Genomic DNA, 19941 nt, shown 5'->3' with positions numbered 1-19941 from the left:
GTGCTGGGCCTGGATAGGCAGGGGCCCTCGGGCCGACCTTCGCCGGATCATCGCTGATGAACGCCGACGTCGACCTGATCGCCGCGGGCCTGCTGCTCGAACTCAAGACGGGCCTCGGCAGCATGCGCCGCGACGGGAGGCGGCGGTCATCATTGGAAGCGCCGACCATCATGCAGCTACTCGGCTACGTACTGCTGGACTTCCCTGACGAGTTCGCCATCAAAGCTGTCGGCGTTTACAACGCCCGCTATGCACACCTGACGACCTGACGCCTAACCGAACTCCTGGCTGAGTTGGCGGGCCGGCCCGCCGACCTGAAGGAAGAGCGTGTCGCCTTCCATCAGCTGCTCCACGGGCGACCACGTTAGTCCTCGCGTCGGAGACCATCTATGTAGCCCTGGATGAGGGCGGACGCGTCGCGGAAGTCGAGGTTGAAGAACTCGCGGTCCTTGCGCACCCGGTAGGGCGCCAAGCGATCGTGCAGCTCGGCCTCTACCGACGGAGCATCCGCGACGACCCACAAAGCGCGCACGCCATACGGGATAACGACGCCCGTCGCCCGGTTGATCTCCCTCACCCGCTCTTCGACGGTTCGCTCGGTATAGCCGATCTTCAGCATCCGAGGCTGCTCGCGAGTCGACAGCACGTAGATGTAGCCAGCTCCTCGTGCTTCACGCGGCTGTTCCCCGACGAGTCCGGCCAGTTGGACCTGGACGTCCGCGTCAGTCAAGAGCGTGAGCTGCTTCGCAGCTGTGGCATCGTCGCCATCCCTGATCGCGGTGCGTAGGCGACTGAGCGCGTCACCAACTTGTAGGCAGCGCTTACGTCCGGGGCGGCCCAGCTGTTGCCACACGGTGAACCAGTCCCACTGGTCCTGCTTGTGACAGCGCGAGTAGAGCCCCTTGACTTCCGACAGGGCCTCCAGCAGTGACGTGCTGGACTCAATCGGGTCGTTCTGCAGGTAGCTCAGCACGGCCGCTACCGACTGCCGTCGTTTCTGCTCGATGTCGGGCTTGACGGGGGCCATCCCGAAGCCCCACTTCTGCGCGACCTGCACGCGATGGTCTCGAACTGGAGATGCCACGACCGCCTCCTCCTCCCGTAGCTTCATGCGCCGTCGGATGCGGCGATCCCGGCAACCTCAGCAGCGGCCGGAATGAGCGGGAAGAGTATCCGACATGACTCGCTGGCCGCCGAGCCGGAGCCCGTGCGGAAGGCCGCCCGCCTGCGAAGGAACACACGCGACTACAGGCCGAGAGAACGGAGCGGGCAAGATGACCTCTGCGTGGTCTCCGGCCCTACCCGCGAGGAGGGTCTGGCGATCGCCCACGTGCTGGCCCGCGTCCGGCTCGCCGGGCCGGGGGTGGGTGACAATGGCATCCCTGTTTCACCGGCATGGATCAGCACGACGGATCGCTGCGGCGGTCGCCCGAGGAGGAGTCCGTGGAGTTGGCACCAGAATCTGATGCCGTCTCTGCGGCCAGCGCCGTTCGCGCGTCAATCGGCTTCGACCAGTTGCGCGTGGTCGGGGAAGCGCTGTACTGGCTGGAGTCCCGTCCGAGCTACGGGAGCGGGCCGACCCTCGTGCGGTGGTCGGCAGACGACGGCGCGGCCGACGTAACTCCGTCGAGGTTCGACGTGACCAGCAGTGTGCACGCCTACGGCGGTGGCACGTACGCCCCAAGCAGCGACGAGGTGTGGTGCGCCGGCGCGAACGGCCTCTACCGGGTAGCCGAAGGCAACGTCAGCCTGATGTTGGAGGACTCGTCGTCGTTCGGTGACCTGACGATCGGCAACGGCGAGCTACTCGCTGTACGGGAGACCGACGACGGTGACGCCCTGGTGGCGGTTCCGCTCGTCGGCGCCCCGGTGATGCGGGTGCTTGCGGAGACTTCGGGATTCTTCGGGGCTCCGCGACCCGGGCCGGGAATGCTGGCCTGGTTGCGGTGGAGTGAGCGAGACATGCCGTGGGACTCAAGCGAGCTGTGGGTGGCGCCCTACGGTGCCGACGGGTTCCTCGGCGATCCGGTGAAGCTCGCAGGCGGGCCGACGGAGTCCGTGGTGGAGCCGCGGTGGGGGCCGGACGCCGCCCTGTACTTCGCGTCGGATCGCAGCGGCTGGTGGAACCTCTACCGCTGGGATGGAGAATCGGTCGAGCCGGTGGCTCCGGTGGCGGCCGAGTGCGCGGCCGAGCCCTGGGAGCTGGGCTACGTCTCTTACGACTTCCTGGCTGATGGCCGGATTGTGATGGTGGTGCAGGAGGGACCGCGCCACCACCTGGCCGTCGTTGATCGTGCGGGAGCGGTCGCCCCGGTGAAGCTGCCCTACACGTCGATCAAGCCGTACCTCGCGGTGCGCGGGGCGTCGGTGGCCTTGGTGGGATCGTCGCCGCAGGTGGCCCCGCAGGTGGCGTTGGTGCACTTGGGCGACGAGCCGCGTGTGGAGGTGTTGGCTCGGGCCGAGCATCCGGGGCTTGACGGGCTGACGTTGTCGACGCCGGTGGAGCTGCGCATCCCGGTTGAGGGCAGCCGGGAGGTGGTGGCGCTGGTATACCCGCCAACCGGGGCAGCGCCCGACTGGTGTGCGCCCGTCATCGTACGGGCGCACCCGGGTCCGACGGCTTCCTGCCTGGTGCGGCTGGACTGGCAGGCGCAGTTCTTCACCAGCCGCGGGTTCGCTGTCGTCGACGTCGACTACACCGGAAGTACTGGGTACGGGCGGGTATTTCGGCAGGCTCTCTACGGCCGTTGGGGCATCGACGACGTGGTGGACTGCCGTGCTGTGGCCGAATTTCTGCTGACCGAGGGCCGGGCGGTCCCGGGGGCGGTGTTCATCCGTGGCGCCAGCGCAGGCGGGTATACCGCGTTACAGGCGGTGGCACAGGACGGTCCGTTTACCGCGGCAACAGCCGTGTCAGCGATCGTCGATCCCGAGCGTTGGGCGGAAACCGTGCCTCGATTCCAGCGCGCACACGCGACTCGGCTGCACGGTGGCGCCGGGCGAGTTCATGCAGCGAACATCCGCCGACCCGTCCTGATGATCCACGGCACCGCCGACGACGTAGCGACCGCCGACGACGTGCGGGAACTCGCCGACGAATTGCAGGCTCGGGGCGTGCCGCACGAGCTGATGCTGCTCGACGGTGTTGGGCATTACGTCGCCACCTCGGCTCATGCTGCCCGGGCGTTGGAAGCAGAGCTTGCCCACTACCGCTCGGCGATGGCCGCAATGGCGTCCGGCTGACGGCTACACCACCGCGGACGGTAGCCGGTGCCGCACGTACTCGCCGAGTTCCTGTACTTCCGGCTCGCCCCGGTAGGGATCGAGGTCGACCTGGACGTCGACGATGCGTTGCACGCAGCGGTGGGACAGGGTCGCGGCGGCGTGGTCAACCGCGGTGCGCGCTGTGGCACAGGCTTCGTCGATCCGCCCGGCCGTTGCCAATGACGAGGCGAGGAGCGCGGTGTCGATCGCGAGCCGGCGCACGTGCGACGGACGAAGCCCGGCGAGGGCTGCGCCGAGGTGCCGTTGCGCCTGCCGGGGCTGGCCGAGATCGTGGAAGCAGTGGGCGAGTTCGTCGGCCAGGTAGGCGGCGGTGAAGTAGCGAATCCACGGCGGCTCCTCGCCCGCCCGGCTGCGCGCAAGCTGCCGTTCCGCGACGTCGAGGTGGGCGGCGCAGGCCGCCTCGCGCCCGAGGCGGGCCTGGGCGCGGGCGGCCACGGCGTGCAACGCGGCCCGCACGGCCGGGGTAGCGTGGGTCTCGCTGCCCGTCAAGGCCGCGAGCGCCATCCGTAGCGCGGGCTCGGGGTGGTTGCAGTGCAGGGACAGATGAGCGATGTTGACCGCGAGCAGGTATCCGCCGTACACGCGGTCACCGGCGGACTGGGCCAGCCGGAGAGCACGGAGATAGCGGCGTTGGGCCAGACCGTAGGCGCCTGTGTCGACCGCCTGGTACCCGCACAGCTCGAAGAATCCCGCCGCGAGCCCTTGCAGGCGGACACGGACGACCTCGTTCGCGGGCGAGGCCGCCAGCAGCTGGTTGAGCTCGCCCTCGATGTAGTGCTGCACCTGGGCGTGGACTCGGCCGCCCCCAAAGGTGTGGTCCAGCTCGCGAAACATCGCCAGCGAGATCTCCGCAGCCTGGAGATTCTCTTCCGACACCCACCCCGAACGGGCCGGAGCGTCGACCCTCTGCGTCAGCGAGCCGGCTTCGGCGGTCACCCATTCCAACGCGGCGCGATCGAGGACGCCGGGCTGAAAAGCTACCCGCCTGACCAGCTCGGCGCGTTCGCCAACCTTCGTGTGGCCTGAGGTGCCGCCCGCAGAAGGGCTCGCCGTTCCTGGAATCGTTCGGGTCCTGCGACGCTCTTCCTCGATCAGCGGCCACATCCGCGTGAGAGCGCCGCCAGCCGAGAGTGCCGCGTCGCACGCCTCAGTGAACTTGCGGGATGGGAACCGGTCCGCTGTTTCCACCCGGCGCACCAGGTCCGCGCTGAAGCAGATCATCGCCCCGAGCTTCGCCTGCGAGCACTGCGCCGCTTCACGCAGGCGACGGAGCTCCGCGCCGAAGAAGTGGCGCTGCGACGCGAACGCCTCCAATGCCCGTGGCGTCTGCCCCATGGCGCATCCCCTTCGAGTGCGTCGCAGCTACTGCATCCAGATGCAGGCGGTAGAGGTCGACGAACGCTGATGTTACTACGATTTGTCACCGGCAAGAGACCCAGCCATTACCTAAAGAGGCTGGCCGTGGGCGTTGAGCGAAGAATCGCGCAGTCAAAGCCCGGTGGCCGCTGGTAAGCGGCCGAGTATCGGCACTGCGCGGAACGCCTCCGCGTACGCGGCGTTGATCCGCCGGCCGTGCAGCTTCCCGAGCGCCTCGGCCATCGGCCCGAAGTGATCGAGGATCGGCTGGGATGTGTGGGATCGGAGGGCGTCGAGCTTGGTGGGCCATTGGTCACCGACGTCGACGATGATCGGCAGATCCATTGGGCGGCCGTGCTGGTCGAGGTTGTTGTAGCCGTCGCAGTGGTAGACCCGCTTTGGGTACCCGGTAGTGATGACGACGTCGGGCAGAGCGCTGAGGACCGCCTCGGCGCATCGGCGGTGTTCGGGGTGGATGTCGTTCGTCGGGTGGGTGAGCAGTACGTCGGGACGGACTTCCCTGAGCACGTTGACGACGGTCGAGACAGAGAGCTGGTCCATGAGATAGAGGTCAGCCCCGAGCAGGCGCGCGCCGACTGCGGCCTCGGTGTCGCGGACTGGATCGTGGTGGGGAACGGCGATCACGGCCGTGCCTCCGTCGCGGACCTGGCGGGCGATGGTGCCGCCTGCCCAGAGTTCGGCGTCGTCCGGGTGCGCCATGAGGGTGAGCAGGATGGACTCGGGCATCACCACAGGCCCAGTCCCTCAACGATCTCGGCCGGTGCGGGCAGGAGTTGACTCCGCTGGCCGGCGGGGGTGACGGGAACGTCCAGCTCGTGATTGAGGCGGATCATGTCCCGCCATTTGCGGGCCAGGCCGAGCTGTTCCCGGACGAGGCGTCCCCGTCCGGTGTCCAGACGGTCGGAGGACGCCAGGTCGTCAAGGGTGAAGCCGTCAGCGAGGAGGGTGGCGGCGGTCTTGGCACCGATGCCGTGGATGCCCGGGATGTTGTCGGCGGGGTCGCCGGTGAGAGCGCGGAAGTCCGCCCACTGGGCGGGTGTGACCTGGTGGCGGGTGAAGACGTCGGCGGGACCGATGTAGCGCTTTCCAGGGTGCATCTTGGTGTTGAGGACGCGGACACGATCGGTGACGAGCTGGTAGTAGTCGCGGTCGCGGGACATGACCACGATCTCGCGGGGTGGCGGGGTGATGCGGACGAGTGTGGCGATGACATCGTCGGCTTCGGCGTGGTCGAGTTCGGTCCAGACGATGCCGTGCTGATCGAGGCCGCGCTTCACGTCGGGCAGGAACTGGATCGGGGCCAGTGCGGCCGGATCGGTGGGCCGTTGGGCCTTGTAGGTGGGGTCGACCTCTTTGCGGTCGCTGCCGCCGTACTGGCCGTCGAACACGACGATGACCTCGGGTTGGTCGGTGAGGTCTTCGCGGATGGCGACGCGGAGTAGGGCGAAGAACGCGAATACGCCGGTGAGTAGGCGTGTCTTGTCGCGGGAGCGGATTTCGGCGGGGAAGCCGAAGGTGGCGCCCCAGAGCAGGTTGTGTCCGTCGACGAGCAGGAGTGGACAGGGTTCGGGTGCGGATGGCAGGACAGAGCCGCCCATCAGCTCACCACCTTCAAGAGTTGGTTAGCGACAAGGGCGGGCCAATAGTCCCGCGAGCGGTAGTACGCGGCCCGTGATGCTGCGGCGTAGTTTATCGGGTCGGCCAGCAGGTGCTGGGCGGCGCGCCACAGGCTGTCGGGGCGGGACCGGTGCGGCACGATGACGCCGCCGTCGCCGAGCAGGTGGGGCAGGTTCCCGACGTCGTAGGCGACGACCGGGGTGCTGGCGGCCATGGCTTCCAGCGCGACGAGGCCGAACGTTTCGGCCCGGGACGGGACGATGACGACGCTGGCGTCGGCGAGCCAGGGCGAGACCTCGTGCCAGGCGAGGCCGGGCAGCAGGGTCACGCCGGGTGTCTCTGCGACCAGGGCGTGGCACCTGCGGCGTACCTGTTCCTGGCTGCCAGCGGTCGCCTCGAATGGTGCGTCGGCGAGCGCGACTTCGATGGGCCGATTGAGGTCGATGATCGGTTCGAGCAGTTCAGCGACGCCCTTTTCCGGTCCGAGCCGGGCAAGGACGCGGATAGGGCCGCTGGCCCGGAGGTGCTCGCGGTCACTGCCGGGTCGGGGTTCGGGCACGGTGAGCAGGGTGTTCGGCACCACGCTCCAACTGCTGCTGTCGTAGCCGCGGACTGCCGCCTCGGTAAGCACCGTGGCTGAGGGCGCGATGATGGCATCAGGGCGACGGGCCAGTGCTGCTTGGAGGTCCACGTCGTGGCCGATGACGTGTGCGGCGAGGACGGTGCGGATGCCGGGGTGGGTCGGCATGACCCGGCCGAGTCCCCACAGGGCGTCGACGTAGACGACGGCGCGTACCTGACGTCGCCGAAACAGCCGCTCAAGCTCCTCGCCGATGGCGGTGGCGGATGCGTCGATCGCCGCGCGCAGGGTGCCGTCGTCGCAGGGGAACTGTACGTCGAGGCTGCGCAGCCGCTCGATAGGTACGTTGCGGTAGGTCGGTGGCGCCGCCGGGTCGGCGGTCACGATGACGGATTCAGCGTTGATCTGCTGGAGGCCGACGGCGTGCGCGATGACCGCGCGTTCCATCCCGGCCGGGACATCGGGCCGCCAGGAGGCGAGGACGAACGCGATGGTCATGCGGTCCGTACCCGGCTCGGGATAGGCAGGTCCTCGATCGTTGTTTCGGCGGCGAGTGTTGGTTCCCAGGGGAACCAGACCCAGTCGTCGACAGTCCAGATCCACAGGTCCGGGTCGAAGACGCTCCCAGCGTTGCGGCACAACGCCACGGTGCGCAGGGCTACGTCAGGGCCGAGGTGCACGCCGAGTTCGGGCAGCAGCGTGGCGAAGGTGGCACCCGTGCCGCAGATGTCATCGACGACCAGGACAGTGCCGCCAAGGCTGCGCCTAGCCGGTCGGGTGGTGAGGGGGCTGAGGTCGTAGGTGACGGTGCCGGTCGCTTCGGTGTAGGTGGCGTCGGTTGGGTTGTGCTTGGCGTCGACGTGGAAGCTCGGGACATGCAGGAGTTCGCTGATGCCCCGTGCTGGGGCGAGGCCGCCGTTGGCGATGCCGATTGTGGCGGTGATGGGCCAGTTGCGCTGCCGGACGGTGTCGGCCAGCACCTCGACCGCCCGGTCGTATGCGTCAAGCTGGATGCGGAGGATCCGTTGGTGGCGGAATGTGCGCGGGCGGGCAGGTGGTTGGTGCGCCGGCGAGATGTTCATGGGGTGCCTTCCCGAGCGCTGAGGGCGAGGTCGGTGGCGCTGCGAAGGGGGTGCAGGCCGCCGATGTTGAGGGCGGTGCTGTCGTTGCGCCAGACTCGGCCGTCGGCGCGGATGACGGCGAAGTTGCCGGCGACGTCGCGGGTACGCAGCCGCATATTGAGCCGCTCGGGGACGTCCAGTGCGGTGAACAGGGTCAGGGCTTCGTCGTCGCTGAGCAGTTCGTCGGGCAGAGCGGTGCCGGCGCCGATGGGCAGCATCTGCAGGGCGCTGAACCCGCAGGCCCCGAGTCCGGCCGCGAGGTCCACCATCTCTTGCAGGTAGCCAGCGGTGCGGCGCATGAGAACGGTCTGGATCTGTACGGGGATGCGCAGCGCGACCGCGGTCTGGATGCCTTCGATGGCTCTGGCGAAGCTGAGCGGTCCTCGAATGGCGTCGTGGCGGGCCACGTCGGGGCCGTCGAGGCTGACCCGGATGGCGTCGGTGTGCCCGACCAGCTCGGCGGCGCGTCGCGCCAGGTGCCAGCCGTTGGTGGTGATGGAGACGGCGCTGCGGCGCCCGCCTCGAATGATGTCCAGCAGCCTGGGCAGGTCTCGCAGTAGCAACGGCTCACCGCCGGAGATATCGACTCCGAGAACGTCGGCATCGGCGAGGACGTGGGCGACCCGGTGCCGTTCGGTGGTGTCCGCCTCTTTCACTGAGGTGTCGTCGAGGCATTGCGGGCAGTGCAGGTTGCACCGAACGATCGGCGACCAGCAGATGCTGTCGGGGGTAGACCGCCCGAGGTCACCGGGCGCAACGGATGGCCAGCCGGTCACCGTGGCCTGGGCGAGGGTGACTCGGCCGCTCCCGATGGGGGTGGGAGCGCGGTGGGTCATCCCTGATGCGGGATCGTGGATGAGGTCGCCGTGGGCGGCGAAAGTTCGCATCATCGCAGGGTCTCTGCCTTCCGCAGCAGATTGCCGGCGCCCTCGGCCAGGTCCGCGGCGCGGCCAGTGGGCGCCGGCTGCGAGCAAAGCTGCCGGTAGAGGGCGATTCGGGGTGCGACACCGGCAAGCTTGGCTTTCCAGGCGGCGGCGGGATCGGGTGGATCGATGTGCCAACCTCGGGCCTGCCGCAGCGGGATGACGAAGCAGCCGTGGCCGATGAGGGCCGCACCGAAGTGGGTGTCTTCGGCGCCCCAGCCCTCGGCACCGAACGCGGGGTGAAAGCCGCCGACGTCCAGCACCACCCGGCGAGGCACCGCGACGAGGGCGGTCACAGCCATGCGGGGCAGGTCCCAGTCGTAGTAGGTGCGACCGTTGCCGAGGTCGATGAAATCGCGGGTGTCCTGTAGTGGCCTGCCGACGAACGGCGTCGGGTAGACCTGGCCGGTGTAGAACATCGGCACACCGGCCGGTGGGGTCCACCGCACTCGATGGTCCGCGTCGAGGTCAGGCTCACCGGGCGGCACGACCGGGGAGCCGTTGGCGTCGGGCAGGTAGGGGATGTTGTTCCGGAAGCCGACGAGGACGGTGTGATGCCGGGCGCGGGCGGCGACGTCGGCCAGAACGTGGTCTCGCAGGACCATGTCGGCGTCGAGGAACACGATCGTGTCGCCGGTGGCGAGGTGGACTCCGACGTTGCGGGCCGCTCCCGCGCCCGAGCGGGTGTGAAGGCGGACGGCCCGGTCGACGCGCGGGTGCGCCGCGAGCAGCTCGGTGGTGGCATCGGTGGACGCGTCGTCGACCGCGATCACCTCGACGGTCGCCGCAGTGTGCTGCTCAGCGAGCGCGTCGAGAACCGGCGCCAGACTATGGGCGGTGTCGCAGGCGGGAATGACGACGCTGAGTCGGGCGCCGGCTCCGAGCTGCGGCGGAGTCGGGGTATGCCAGTCCAGGCCGGTGCGGCGGGTGAACGTCGCGGTGATGTGGCGGTAATCGTTGGCGGTGACGGCCAGCACCTCGCTGAGGGTGGTGGGCACGCTCACCACCCCCACGCGTCGAGGACCTTGGCGGCATCGGGCCAGCCGGTGGCGTGGTCAGGGATCCAGTGGATACGCGGCCGGTGGGGATCGGCGAGGAGTTCGGCGAGGAGCACCAGGTAGAGCGGTTCGGCTATGACGAGGATGTCGTCGGGGATGTGGTCTGTGAGCAGGTCGGCTTGCAGCTGAGCCCTGACGCGCGGGCGCAGCGCGACGGCGCGGGCCGGGTCGAGGGGCCGGTCGTAGGTGTGCAGGTGGGTGTCGGCGGTGACGAGGCCGTGCTCGGCAGACAGGAATCGGACCCGGCTGCGCTGGTGCGGCAGGTGACCGAGCCGGGCACGCAGGTGCGGCACACAACCACCGTCGTAGAGGTCGAGGGCGGGCAGCGGCGTGGTCGTGGGCGTCTTCTCCGCCGAGCAGCCGACGATGACCAGCTCTGCCCGATCGGCGTGGGCGCTATGGGCGAGTCGCAGGCGTGGGAGGTTCATGGGGTGCGCACCGGCCTGACGGAGATGCCGGGGCTGCGGCGTTCGACGGGGGCGGCGTTGAGGAAGGTGGTGTGTGCATACAGCGGTGGGGAGGCGTACGAGCCACCTCTGATGATCTTTCCCAGGCCCATCGCGGTGCTGGCGGTCCATTCCCAGACGTTGCCTGCCAGATCCAGCACGCCCTGCGGCGTGACTCCTGATGGGTACCGGCCGACCGGCTCGGCGGCACGTGGGGACTGTCCGGCCCCCGTGAGCAGGGCACGGTCGGGGGTCCACGGTTCCTCGCCCCACGGATAGAGGCGGCGACTCGGTCCGGCGGCGATCCATTCCCACTCCACCGATGTCGGCAGGCGCCCGCCTGCTTCGGCGGCGAGGCCGACGGCGTCGCCGTAGCTGACGCCGGTGATCGGCAGGTCGGTCTCGCCGACGCCGCATTGGGCGGCGGTCAGTGGCGTCTCCGCGACCAGGAGGTCAGGCACGGGACGGGGTTTACGGGCGTCGCCGTAGAGGCAGGTACCGGCAGGGACGTGTACCCAGCGGACGGTACGGGGGCGCGCGAGCGGTTCGGTGTGCATGGTGGTCATCGGTCGGCTCCTATCCGTCGATGAGGAAGAGGTCTTCGGCGTTGGCCTGGTGCGGTGGCCGGACGCGGCTCTTGCGTGGGTGCGGCTGCATCTGCCAGCTGGCGAGGGCAGCGGTGAGGGCGTCGAACGCGGCGACCGCGCGGGCCTGGTCCGTCGCGAAGATCAGGTAGTTGTCCGCGAACCGCACTACCGGCCAACCGGTGAGCATGGCGTCGACCTGGGACAGTCGCAGGTGAAACAGCACCGGCCACAGGCCGCTGCCCGGGACCAGTGGCGTCGGCAGCGCCCCGACGATGCGGCGGAACAGCCGCAGGAACGAGCCATCGGCCACGTGGACGGCGAGCCAGTCCACGAACTGATCGCTGCTGCCGCCCGCCGAGGCACCGGCCACGTCGACATCGGCGACCCACTGCCGGCCCGCCGCCAGATGTTGCTCGGCTTGGCGCAGGGCGGTGATCCGGTTACGGCGCGGCCGGTACGCCGACACCCAGTCCGCCAGGACGTGATGCTCGATGATCGGCTCGACTGCGCGACGCATCGCCCGGTGCACGATGCGGTCCTCCACCGTTGGGATCACCGCCGGGAAGACCTTGCCCGTGTAGGAGGTGATCTCCACGTGCCGTAACGGGCCCGGCTCCCACGTCCCTGTCCGCAGCCGGTCGGACAGCTCAGCGAGACGCGGTCGTAGCCCGCTGCGGTAGCCAGCCCAGGTAACGCCGTCAGCACCCGGTGCGCCGGCACGGCGCATGCACAGCCGAGCCGCCGCCACCAGGTGCGGCAGGTCCACCAGGTACGGCATCAGAGAGTGCACCGGGGACTGCACAGGTGGGGCCGGTTGGGCTATCGTGGGGTTCGCTTGGACGGCAGGAACGATCCCGCCGCCGACGATCGCAGGGCCGCTCCCCCACACGCGCGGCCCGTCACGGCGGGAACGACGGCCCCGTCCAAGCCCATCTGACCTGCGTGAGTCCGGTGATTCAGCGGCCACGGGTGTCCTCCCACAGCAACACGTGCAGGCGGCTGCTCAGGTGCCAACCTCTGGCTAGGACCGCGTCCGCGAGGTCCCGCATTCCGGCTAGGACCGCATCACTGGTGGTGCCTTCAGGCATCACCCAGACCGGGTCCAGCCCGAACTGCTCCTGAAGCCGGGCGATCTCGTCCAACTCCGCTGTGTCGGCGGCCACGAACTTGAACACGGCCCGGCCCGAGCCGGCCAGTGCCGACAGCGCGTCCGGGTTGATCCGCCGCCGACCGTCCCTCGGTCCGGCGAAGCCAGCAAGCTTCGGAGACACGTTGAACGCGCCTACCGATGCGACAAGTGCCGGCAGGGGAACGACCGTGCCGTTGGTTTCGATCTCTACCCGTCGCCCCGCAGCGGTGACCGCGTCCACCACGGGCAGCAGCCGGTCCTGCTGCAACAGCGGCTCGCCGCCGGTGATGACCAGCAGCCGTGTCTGCTGTGTCAACACCCACCGAATGATCTCCTCGGCCGGGCGGTCGGCCGTGTGCGCGCGGAGATCGAAGCGGGAGGTATCCCACGTGTATGGGGTGTCGCAGCGTGGGCAGGAAAGGTTGCACCGCGACAGCCGTAGGAACAACGCCTGCTGGCCGGTGCTCGGTCCTTCGCCCTGCAGCGTCGGGCCGAATGTCTCCGCGACCAGCAACGGCCGCGCCGGCACCGCAGGCGAGCCGGCTGGAAATGGCGGTACGGCGGGCATGGACGGGGCTGTCATGGCAGGTCTGGCCCGTACTCGGCGAAGGTGGACGCCGTTTCCGACACCCGGACCTTCTCCACCCGAACCGGTTCCGGTAGCCGCAGATGGTCGCGGCACCACTTGTAGAAGTAGGCGGCGAGGTGCTCGCTCGTCGGTGGTGCGTCCAGCACCGTATTGAGGTCGCGGTGGTCGAAGTGGTCGCGGATATGAGCGCTGAACGGGCCGAGTTCGGCGAAGTCCACGACGAACCCGGGTCGGGTCAGCTCGCCGTCAGAAACGAGGTGCACCTCGACGGTGTAGCTGTGGCCATGGACGCGCGCACACTGATGGCCTTCGGACAGATCAGGCAGCGAGTGCGCGGCCTCGAAGCGGAATTGTTTGCCGATGCGGAACACCTAGCCCGTGTTTCATAAAGCTCGGAGGTACTGGTTGATGGCGGCGATGGTCAGGGTGGCTTCGTAGCGGACGGCCAGCTTGTCGTAGCGGGTGGCCATGGCGCGGTGTTGCTTGAGCTGGTTGATGCCGCACTCGACTGCGTGGCGTCGGCGGTAGGTTTCAGGACTGAAGGCGGGTGGCCGGCCGCCGCGGGAGCCTTTCGCGAGGCGGTGGGCGTCTTGGTCGCTCTTGCTCGGGATGCAGGCCTTGATTCCGCGTCGGCGCAGGTATGCGCGGTTGGCCTTGGACGTGTAGGCCCGGTCCGCCAAGATCTGCTGCGGGCGGGTCCGGGGCCTACCGGGCCCGGACCGGGTGACGCGGATACGGTCGAGGACCGTGGTGAATTGCGGGCTGGTCACCGCGATGTCCGGCCGTGACGACGGTGGCCAGGACCTTGCGGCCCTGTTCACAGGCAAGATGAGTCTTGGTGGTCCACCCGCCCCGCGACCGGCCCAGCGCGTGATCGGCAGGCTCGGCATGGATCCCGCCGGGTGGTTCTTTCTGCCGATCGCCGTCACGACGGGCACCGGCGGCGTGTTGATGGGCGCGGCTGATCGTGGAGTCGACGCTGACGCTCCAGTCGATGCGCCCGGCCGCGTCGGCGGCGGCTTGGAGCCCGGCCAGGATGCGGGCCCAGGTGCCGTCACGTTGCCAGCGGCGGAACCATCGATACAGCGTTTGCCATGGGGCGTAGTTCGCGGGCACGTCGCGCCAGGGTGCACCGGTGCGTACCCGCCACCGTATGCCGTCGATGATCTGTCGTCTGGTCCACTTGCACGGTCTTCCCCGCGACGATTCCGCAGGCAGCAACGGGTGCAGGTGCTGCCACTGGATGTCGCTCAGGTCATGCCGCGCCGCCGCCGCTAGGCTGGCCACGAGGTCTCCGGTATTCAGGTTTGCTTGGTCGCTAACCCACTTACCGGAGACCTCTTCAGTTATCGATCACCGCCACGCCGTGACCTCACCCGGCCCACGCCCACTTACGAAACACGGCCTAGATCACCCCCGAGGCGGTGGCGTACTCGGTCGGGTCCGTCACGCCCGCCATCGCGAACGCCTCGCGCCGCTCGACGCACGTACCGCAGGTCCCGCAATGCCGCTCGCCGCCCTTGTAGCAGGACCAGGTGTCGGCGAACCGCACGCCGATGGTGTCCCCGAGCCGGGCGATGTCGGCCTTCGAGCATTCAATGAACGGCGCGACGACCCGAAAGCCAGCGGGCAGGAAGCCCTCATTCGCCAGCCGCACGGTCGACTCATACGCGGCAAGGAAGGCTGGTCGACAGTCCGGGTAGATCGGGTGGTCACCGGCGTGGGCACCGAATGCCACCGCGTCCGCACCACCGGAGACCGCGCGGGCCACGGCCACATCGAGCATGATCGCGTTACGGTTCGGTACGACCGTGGCGCGCATCGAACCATCGGTGTAGTGCCCGTCCGGCACATCGACCTGGGCGTCGGTGAGAGCCGAGCCCGTCAGCACACCGACGATGCCAGTCAGGTCGACCACCACGTGAGGCGCGTGCAGGGCCTCGGCGGTCCGTGCCGCATAGTCCAACTCACGGCGGTGCCGCTGCCCGTAGTCGCACGACAGCAGCGTCACCGTCGACCCGCCCTGCTGCAGGGCGTACGCCAACACGGTGCTGTCCATGCCACCGGAGACGATGACGACGACGTGCGCGGGTACCGGAGTGACCAGCGGCAGCACGGCAGCGGTCACGGCCGCCACCCCCGCCCCGCCAGGCTGAGGAACTCCGACCGCACCGAGACATCGCGTGCCAGCGCGCCGCGCCACGCCGAGGTCACCGTCGAGGCTCCCCGCGCCTTGGCTCCCCGCAGCGTCATGCACAGGTGCTCCGCCTCGACGATCACCCCCATGCCGCCGTTGTCCGGGACGACCTGTTGCAGTCCGTCGGCGATCTGTTGCGTGACGTTCTCCTGGACCTGCAACCCTCGCGTGGCGTGCTCAACCAGCCGCGTCAGCTTCGACAGCCCCAACAACCGCGCACCCGGGAGATATCCCACGGTCGCCGAGCCGACGAACGGCAGCAGGTGATGGGCGCAGATCGCGGCGAACGCCACGTCCCGCACGATCACGAAGCCCTGATGCTTCGCGTCGTTGACGAAGTCCGTCGCCTCGAACGGCGCCGGCCTCAAGACTTCGCCGTACGACAGCACCATCCGTTCCGCAGTACGCCGGAGGTGCTCGGCCTGTGTGTCGACGCCGAGCGCGGCCAGCATCCGCTCAGCGGCGGCTACCGCCGCGGCGACGTCTGCCCTCGCCATCTGAACGGGCGCAGAGGGTCGTGTTTCGATCACCGTCATGCCAACTCCTTTGTGAAGGTCCGAGCGCCCCAGCGCTGCGGAGTCCAAACGGGTTCACATTCGAGGCGTGCTGCGCCGGCTCGAAGCTGACGCTCTTTGAATCGAGGCAGGGATCACGGCGCCCTGCTCGGAGTGGCAGGCACTCCGAGCGCCGAGGCAGATCCGTCAGTCGAAGATCCGGCCCAGGAGCGCGCCCTGGCCGGATTGCAGGATGTGCCCCGCCGTCAACGGCACCCAGAAGCACTCGAACCGGGTCGGCAGTTGGGTGCCGTCGTGGTCTTCCTGGCTCGACCAGCGCATGGGCGTGGGCTCGAAGAGCTCCAGGAGGAAGATGTGTCGGTGCTGGATCTCGAACCGCAGCGGACTGATGTCGTACTTGGACTCACCCAGCTTGCGGACGACCATGAGGTCGGTGAGCCCGGTCTCCTCGCGGGCTTCGCGCAGCGCAGCATCCTCCGGAGCCTCACCGGGGCGGATGGTGCCACCCGGCACCTGGATGCCCACCTCTTCGTAGCTGTAATTCGTGTGCCGGAAGACGAGCAGCAGCCCATTCCGCACGATGCAGCAGAGCGCCTTGTGTGTGAGGACCTTTTCGGGCATGACGACCTTTCGCTCGACGTCGAACCTCGATATCGGTCCGCGCCCTACAGCGCTGATGCGGGGCACCACTGCCCTCTCGAACGACGATGGATCTGTCGTCAGCGCCTCCCGTCGACCATTAGACAACCATCGACGTCACCATTGATGTGACCCGGATGCGGACAACAGCACTTGTCCGCATGACGGCCTCGATCGGAGTGACGATGCCAGCCGTCGTCCGGTCAGTGATCCGGAAACGCAGCGCCCGGACCGTCAGCGTCAATTCCTGGTCATGCCTTGGGCCCCGGCAGGAGGCCGTAGTGATCGGCGAAGGAGCGGACAAGGTCCTCGAGTACGGCTTTGCCCTTGGCGGCGGTGGCGTGAGACGGCAGACCGATGACGCCGCTGGTGGTGTAGCCACCCATGCCCCGCGTGAGGAGGTGACGTCTGTCATCCGCGACGTGGTCGGCATGCTGGAAGCCATCACGCACGACCTCCGGCGCGACGTGCAGGAGGAGTGAAACCTCAATCTCGCCAGCGTGCATGTCCTGGTGGGCGGTGCTGTGCAGGCCGGCGGCCAGTCGAGCCTCGTCCCAGTCGGCCCGAGCGGGGAACAGAGTCATCCGCGGTCCGGCGACGTTGGCTTCCTGGACGACGTTGGCAAGCGCATAGTTCCCGCCGTGTCCGTTGATCACGGCGAGCTGATCGATGCCCGATTCACGCAGAGAGGTGGCGATGTCGACGACTACGGCGGCGAGGGTGGTGGCGCTGATACTGACCGTTCCACGCCACGCCGCGTGCTCGTGGGAGCAGGAAATCGTCACGGGCGGTAGCAGAAAGAGGTCGTAGTGCTCAGCGACCGCCTTCGCAATCGCGCATGCCACGATGGTGTCCGTCAGCAACGGCAGGTGGGCGCCGTGCTGTTCGAAACTCCCGACCGGGAGGACCGCGACGGACGCCGCCCGCTCGGACTCGTCGGTGCTCGTTGCCGTGGTGATCAGGTCCACGGGCTAATGGTTACACGCTTCCAGAGTCGCCTGCCGATAGGCGAGCACGAAGGCCACCGCCTCGGGAACGCCTGGCTGCTGTCGAAGGGCAACCACCGTGGGGTTCAACCAGCGCAGAGCCCGCCCGGAGGACGTACCAGCGGCCAAGGTCAGGGCGTTGGTGGCCTCGGTCGCGGCGCGTTCGACGTTGCCACTGTTGACGTAGGCGGTGGACAGGGCCGATCGCCAGAGGGCCTCGTCGACACGCCACTGACTTGGCCAGTCCTGAAGAAGCTGCTCGTAGAGATCGGCTGCCGCCGCCGGCTGGCCGAGCAGTAGACGGCACTGCGCTTCATGGGCAGTCACGTACACCGGGTTGCAGTGGACGCCAACGTCGATCGGCAGTTCCGAGTCCCAGTCGGCCCTGCCGGCAACCCTCTGCGCCTCGTCGATGCTGGCAACGCAGGAGATCTGGTCGCCGCCCATCGCGAAAGCCTGAGCCTGACGAACCAGCAGCAGAGCGCGAATGCGGCCCGGTAACCGGACCTCGTCCAGAGCCTGCTGCGCCAGGGCAGCGGCCTGACGCGGGTCGAATCGCTCGAGAGCGCGTTGGCTCTGCCTCATCAGGACGTAGCTTGCCAGCGCCGGCGCGTTGGCTTCGACGGCGTGCTGCTGGGCGCGTCGCAGCCATGCGTCCGCCTCGGCGGCGTCGCTCTGCTCGTCGATCCAACTGAGGAACTCGGCCCACATAGCCTGGGCGATGAGCACGTTTCGACGGTCGGCTGAGCTGCTCCGTCGTCCGATGGTGGCTGCGGCACTGATCTGCGCATGGGCGGTGGACGCCATCCCCGCATATCCGGTGCGGTTTCCGGCTGTGGCGAGATCGGCGAGCTGCTCGTGCCACGAGCGGAGCAGGTCAGTCTCCTCGGAATGATCCATGAACACCCCGAGCTGGCCGTCCGCACCGCCGGCGGGGCGGTAGCCGACGCCGGTCAGTCGACGCTCACGTTCAAGGTCCGACAGGAAAGCGACCAGCTCGCCACCCGTCTGCAGTGCGGCCTCGCACGACTCGATGAGGCGGGCGGACGGCCAACGTTCGGCCTTTTCCACCTTGCCGATGAGGTCCCCGCTGACGTGCACCAGCCTGCCTAGAGCGCGCTGGGACAGCCCGCGGCACTCGCGCCACTGTCGCAGCGCGGCGCCATACCCATGCAGCACTGATCGATGCGGGGTCAGTCGTCGCGGAACCTGGGCCACCGGTACTCCTGCATGCCGTTGCCCGCCGCTGCCGCAGCCGGACGGGCCTCACCGTACGTGCTCGAACGCTACGCGGACAGTCGCATGCGGACAACACCGCATGTCCGCATCATCGCTATCGACTCATCTGGCTCAGTACGCAATTCTCGTCGTTGAAATACCCCCGGCATGCCAGGCAAATCATCAGCAGCCGATTTCGGGCCAACGAGTAGCTGCCGTGGCCGACGGACCAACTGCGAACCAGGACTCAAATACCTGAGGAGTCTAATGAGTCTCCAGAATGACCTGTCGCGATATGGATATCGGCAGGAGCTGAGCCGCCAACTGCGGTTCAGGGATCTACTTGCCTACGGGCTGGTATACATGGTGCCGATCGCGCCGATGGCGATCTTCGGCAGCGTCTACGCTGGCTCCGGCGGGATGGTCGCCCTGGCGTACGCCGTCGGTGTGGTGGCGTTGGTGTTCACGGCGTTCTCGTATGCGCAGATGGTGAGGGCGTTCCCGATGTCGGGCAGCGTCTACAACTACGCCGGCCGGGGCATCAGCCCGCCGGTCGGGTTCCTGGCCGGCTGGGTGATCCTCCTGGACTACGTACTCGTGCCGGGGCTGTTGTATCTGGTGGCTTCGGTGGCGATGCACGCGACGGTCCCGGCGGTGCCGGTGTGGTTGTGGCTGCTCGGGTTCGTCGCAGTGAACACGATCGTCAACTCGGTGGGGATCCGCATGACGGCGGCCGTCACCCGGGTGATGCTCGTCGGCGAGCTGATCGTCCTGGCGGTCTTCCTGGCCGCCGCCGGCTGGGCCCTCGCCTCTGGTCGGGGCCGGTTCAGCTGGGCGGCGTTCTACAACGCCGACACCTTCACCTGGTCCGTAGTGGCGGGTGCGGTGTCGATCGCGGTGCTGTCCTTCCTCGGTTTCGACGGCATCTCGATGTTGGCCGAGGAAACCAAGGGTGGCTCCCGGCAGATCGGCCGCGCAATGGCCGCGGTCCTCGTCCTAGCGGGGGTGCTGTTCGTCGCGCAGACGTGGCTGGCGGCGATGCTCGTCCCCGACCCGGTCTCGCTGCTGGCCGAGGGCGATCCGAACGGAACCGCCTTCTACGACGCCGCCGCCGTGGCTGGCGGGGGTTGGCTGGCGACCCTATGCGCGGTCGCGACAGCGATCGCGTGGGGGCTGCCGAACTCGATGGTCGCGCAGGTCGCCACCTCTCGGCTGCTGTACGCGATGGCCCGCGACCGACAATTGCCGGCATTCTTGGCGAAGGTGTCGATCCGGCGCAACGTGCCGATCAACGCCACGCTGCTCACCGGTGCCGTGTCCGTGGCGCTGGGCCTGTACATGGCGACCCGTGCGGACGGGATCACCCTGCTGTCGTCGCTGATCAACTTCGGGGCGATGGTCGCGTTCCTGGTCCTACACGTCTCGGTCGTGGTGCATCACCTCATCCGGGAGCGCAGCGGGAACTGGTGGGCGCACCTGGTCATGCCCGCGATCGGCTTCGCGATCTTGGTGTGGGTGGTGGTCAACGCCAACATCGCCGCGCAGCGCCTCGGCTTGGCCTGGCTCGCCCTCGGGATGGTCGTTCTGGCTGGCCTGTACCTGTCGGGCCGCCGGCCGGCACTGTCGGGGTTGGCGCCGGCGCAGCCGCAGGCGCGTCACGTGGAGCGGGTGTGA

22 protein-coding genes are annotated in these 19941 nt (G+C 68.4%); 3 read left to right on the top strand and 19 right to left on the bottom strand.

Features of this window, described 5'->3' with window-relative positions; all coding sequences use genetic code 11:
* Positions 1-56: 56 nt before the first annotated feature.
* The gene (locus tag MILUP08_RS14215) at positions 57-269 is read left to right on the top strand and encodes a hypothetical protein (protein WP_007458722.1); all 213 of its coding nucleotides are present in this window, start codon (positions 57-59) and stop codon (positions 267-269) included.
* A 95-nt stretch (positions 270-364) separates the two neighbouring features.
* Here the strand turns inward: MILUP08_RS14215 and MILUP08_RS14210 are convergent, their stop codons facing one another.
* Positions 365-1111, bottom strand: a complete 747-nt coding sequence (locus MILUP08_RS14210; protein WP_237747069.1) for a GIY-YIG nuclease family protein — start codon at positions 1109-1111, stop codon at positions 365-367.
* Between the two features lie 332 nt (positions 1112-1443).
* Here MILUP08_RS14210 and MILUP08_RS36645 point away from each other — a divergent pair, with 332 nt between their 5' ends.
* On the top strand, positions 1444-3243 hold the full coding sequence (locus tag MILUP08_RS36645) for a S9 family peptidase (protein ID WP_007458719.1): 1800 nt from the start codon (positions 1444-1446) through the stop codon (positions 3241-3243).
* 3 nt (positions 3244-3246) lie between these two features.
* On the opposite strand, the gene MILUP08_RS14200 is transcribed toward MILUP08_RS36645, so the two are convergent.
* The 18 genes from MILUP08_RS14200 to MILUP08_RS14115 form a co-directional block, all read right to left on the bottom strand.
* Positions 3247-4620, bottom strand: coding sequence for a helix-turn-helix domain-containing protein (locus MILUP08_RS14200; RefSeq protein ID WP_007458718.1), 1374 nt, complete (start codon positions 4618-4620; stop codon positions 3247-3249).
* Between the two features lie 153 nt (positions 4621-4773).
* A complete protein-coding gene (locus tag MILUP08_RS14195; RefSeq protein WP_039907976.1) occupies positions 4774-5388 on the bottom strand; it encodes a PIG-L deacetylase family protein in 615 nt (204 codons plus the stop codon).
* A complete protein-coding gene (locus MILUP08_RS14190) occupies positions 5388-6260 on the bottom strand; it encodes a 5'-3' exonuclease (protein ID WP_007458714.1) in 873 nt (290 codons plus the stop codon). Before MILUP08_RS14190 ends, MILUP08_RS14195 begins: the two co-directional genes overlap by 1 nt.
* Positions 6260-7243: a glycosyltransferase family 4 protein gene (locus tag MILUP08_RS14185; protein WP_237747068.1), complete on the bottom strand. Its 984-nt coding sequence runs from the start codon at positions 7241-7243 to the stop codon at positions 6260-6262. The genes MILUP08_RS14190 and MILUP08_RS14185 overlap by 1 nt, the downstream gene beginning before the upstream one ends.
* A gap of 110 nt (positions 7244-7353) precedes the next feature.
* Positions 7354-7941, bottom strand: a complete 588-nt coding sequence (locus tag MILUP08_RS14180) for a phosphoribosyltransferase (protein ID WP_007458696.1) — start codon at positions 7939-7941, stop codon at positions 7354-7356.
* Complete coding sequence (locus MILUP08_RS14175; RefSeq protein ID WP_202805215.1) at positions 7938-8867, bottom strand: radical SAM protein; 930 nt, start codon at positions 8865-8867, stop codon at positions 7938-7940. Before MILUP08_RS14175 ends, MILUP08_RS14180 begins: the two co-directional genes overlap by 4 nt.
* Positions 8867-9901: a glycosyltransferase gene (locus MILUP08_RS14170; protein ID WP_144056925.1), complete on the bottom strand. Its 1035-nt coding sequence runs from the start codon at positions 9899-9901 to the stop codon at positions 8867-8869. Before MILUP08_RS14170 ends, MILUP08_RS14175 begins: the two co-directional genes overlap by 1 nt.
* 2 nt (positions 9902-9903) lie before the next feature.
* Positions 9904-10389 (bottom strand): DUF6884 domain-containing protein, encoded by a 486-nt coding sequence (locus MILUP08_RS14165; protein ID WP_007458690.1) that lies wholly within the window; start codon positions 10387-10389, stop codon positions 9904-9906.
* A complete protein-coding gene (locus MILUP08_RS14160) occupies positions 10386-10973 on the bottom strand; it encodes a formylglycine-generating enzyme family protein (RefSeq protein ID WP_007458688.1) in 588 nt (195 codons plus the stop codon). Before MILUP08_RS14160 ends, MILUP08_RS14165 begins: the two co-directional genes overlap by 4 nt.
* A gap of 10 nt (positions 10974-10983) precedes the next feature.
* A complete protein-coding gene (locus tag MILUP08_RS14155; protein WP_007458686.1) occupies positions 10984-11784 on the bottom strand; it encodes a reverse transcriptase family protein in 801 nt (266 codons plus the stop codon).
* 166 nt (positions 11785-11950) lie between these two features.
* On the bottom strand, positions 11951-12691 hold the full coding sequence (locus MILUP08_RS14150) for a 7-carboxy-7-deazaguanine synthase QueE (protein WP_039905991.1): 741 nt from the start codon (positions 12689-12691) through the stop codon (positions 11951-11953).
* 11 nt (positions 12692-12702) lie between these two features.
* Complete coding sequence (locus MILUP08_RS14145; protein WP_007458684.1) at positions 12703-13083, bottom strand: 6-pyruvoyl trahydropterin synthase family protein; 381 nt, start codon at positions 13081-13083, stop codon at positions 12703-12705.
* 12 nt (positions 13084-13095) lie between these two features.
* A protein-coding gene (locus MILUP08_RS14140) for an IS5 family transposase (protein WP_007455974.1) occupies positions 13096-13999 on the bottom strand; the annotation gives its coding sequence in 2 pieces (ribosomal slippage) (positions 13096-13476 and positions 13478-13999; 903 coding nt in all).
* 118 nt (positions 14000-14117) lie between these two features.
* Positions 14118-14828, bottom strand: a complete 711-nt coding sequence (gene queC, locus MILUP08_RS14135; RefSeq protein WP_202805214.1) for a 7-cyano-7-deazaguanine synthase QueC — start codon at positions 14826-14828, stop codon at positions 14118-14120.
* Positions 14829-14836: 8 nt separating this feature from the next.
* Positions 14837-15445 (bottom strand): GTP cyclohydrolase I, encoded by a 609-nt coding sequence (gene folE / locus MILUP08_RS14130; RefSeq protein ID WP_007458680.1) that lies wholly within the window; start codon positions 15443-15445, stop codon positions 14837-14839.
* A 165-nt stretch (positions 15446-15610) separates the two neighbouring features.
* Positions 15611-16045, bottom strand: coding sequence for an NUDIX hydrolase (locus MILUP08_RS14125; protein WP_007458679.1), 435 nt, complete (start codon positions 16043-16045; stop codon positions 15611-15613).
* A 269-nt stretch (positions 16046-16314) separates the two neighbouring features.
* Positions 16315-17031, bottom strand: a complete 717-nt coding sequence (locus MILUP08_RS14120) for a creatininase family protein (protein ID WP_007458678.1) — start codon at positions 17029-17031, stop codon at positions 16315-16317.
* 3 nt (positions 17032-17034) lie between these two features.
* Complete coding sequence (locus tag MILUP08_RS14115; RefSeq protein ID WP_007458677.1) at positions 17035-18267, bottom strand: helix-turn-helix domain-containing protein; 1233 nt, start codon at positions 18265-18267, stop codon at positions 17035-17037.
* A 267-nt stretch (positions 18268-18534) separates the two neighbouring features.
* Here MILUP08_RS14115 and MILUP08_RS14110 point away from each other — a divergent pair, with 267 nt between their 5' ends.
* Complete coding sequence (locus tag MILUP08_RS14110) at positions 18535-19941, top strand: APC family permease (protein WP_007458676.1); 1407 nt, start codon at positions 18535-18537, stop codon at positions 19939-19941.

It is taken from the genome of Micromonospora lupini str. Lupac 08, from assembly GCF_000297395.2.
Taxonomy (GTDB): Bacteria; Actinomycetota; Actinomycetes; order Mycobacteriales; family Micromonosporaceae; genus Micromonospora; species Micromonospora lupini.
The sequence above is the reverse complement of the archived record's forward strand: the minus strand, read 5'-3'. Positions and strand labels throughout refer to the sequence as shown.

Excerpts from the sequence above, each read along its gene's own strand:
- MILUP08_RS14215 (WP_007458722.1), top strand. The coding sequence starts at position 57 with ATGAACGCCGACGTCGACCTGATCGCCGCGGGCCTGCTGCTCGAACTC.
- MILUP08_RS14210 (WP_237747069.1), bottom strand. The coding sequence starts at position 1,111 with ATGAAGCTACGGGAGGAGGAGGCGGTCGTGGCATCTCCAGTTCGAGAC.
- MILUP08_RS14200 (WP_007458718.1), bottom strand. The coding sequence starts at position 4,620 with ATGGGGCAGACGCCACGGGCATTGGAGGCGTTCGCGTCGCAGCGCCAC.
- MILUP08_RS14195 (WP_039907976.1), bottom strand. The coding sequence starts at position 5,388 with ATGCCCGAGTCCATCCTGCTCACCCTCATGGCGCACCCGGACGACGCC.
- MILUP08_RS14190 (WP_007458714.1), bottom strand. The coding sequence starts at position 6,260 with ATGGGCGGCTCTGTCCTGCCATCCGCACCCGAACCCTGTCCACTCCTG.
- MILUP08_RS14180 (WP_007458696.1), bottom strand. The coding sequence starts at position 7,941 with ATGAACATCTCGCCGGCGCACCAACCACCTGCCCGCCCGCGCACATTC.
- MILUP08_RS14175 (WP_202805215.1), bottom strand. The coding sequence starts at position 8,867 with ATGCGAACTTTCGCCGCCCACGGCGACCTCATCCACGATCCCGCATCA.
- MILUP08_RS14165 (WP_007458690.1), bottom strand. The coding sequence starts at position 10,389 with ATGAACCTCCCACGCCTGCGACTCGCCCATAGCGCCCACGCCGATCGG.
- MILUP08_RS14160 (WP_007458688.1), bottom strand. The coding sequence starts at position 10,973 with ATGACCACCATGCACACCGAACCGCTCGCGCGCCCCCGTACCGTCCGC.
- MILUP08_RS14150 (WP_039905991.1), bottom strand. The coding sequence starts at position 12,691 with ATGCCCGCCGTACCGCCATTTCCAGCCGGCTCGCCTGCGGTGCCGGCG.
- folE (WP_007458680.1), bottom strand. The coding sequence starts at position 15,445 with ATGACGGTGATCGAAACACGACCCTCTGCGCCCGTTCAGATGGCGAGG.
- MILUP08_RS14125 (WP_007458679.1), bottom strand. The coding sequence starts at position 16,045 with ATGCCCGAAAAGGTCCTCACACACAAGGCGCTCTGCTGCATCGTGCGG.
- MILUP08_RS14110 (WP_007458676.1), top strand. The coding sequence starts at position 18,535 with ATGAGTCTCCAGAATGACCTGTCGCGATATGGATATCGGCAGGAGCTG.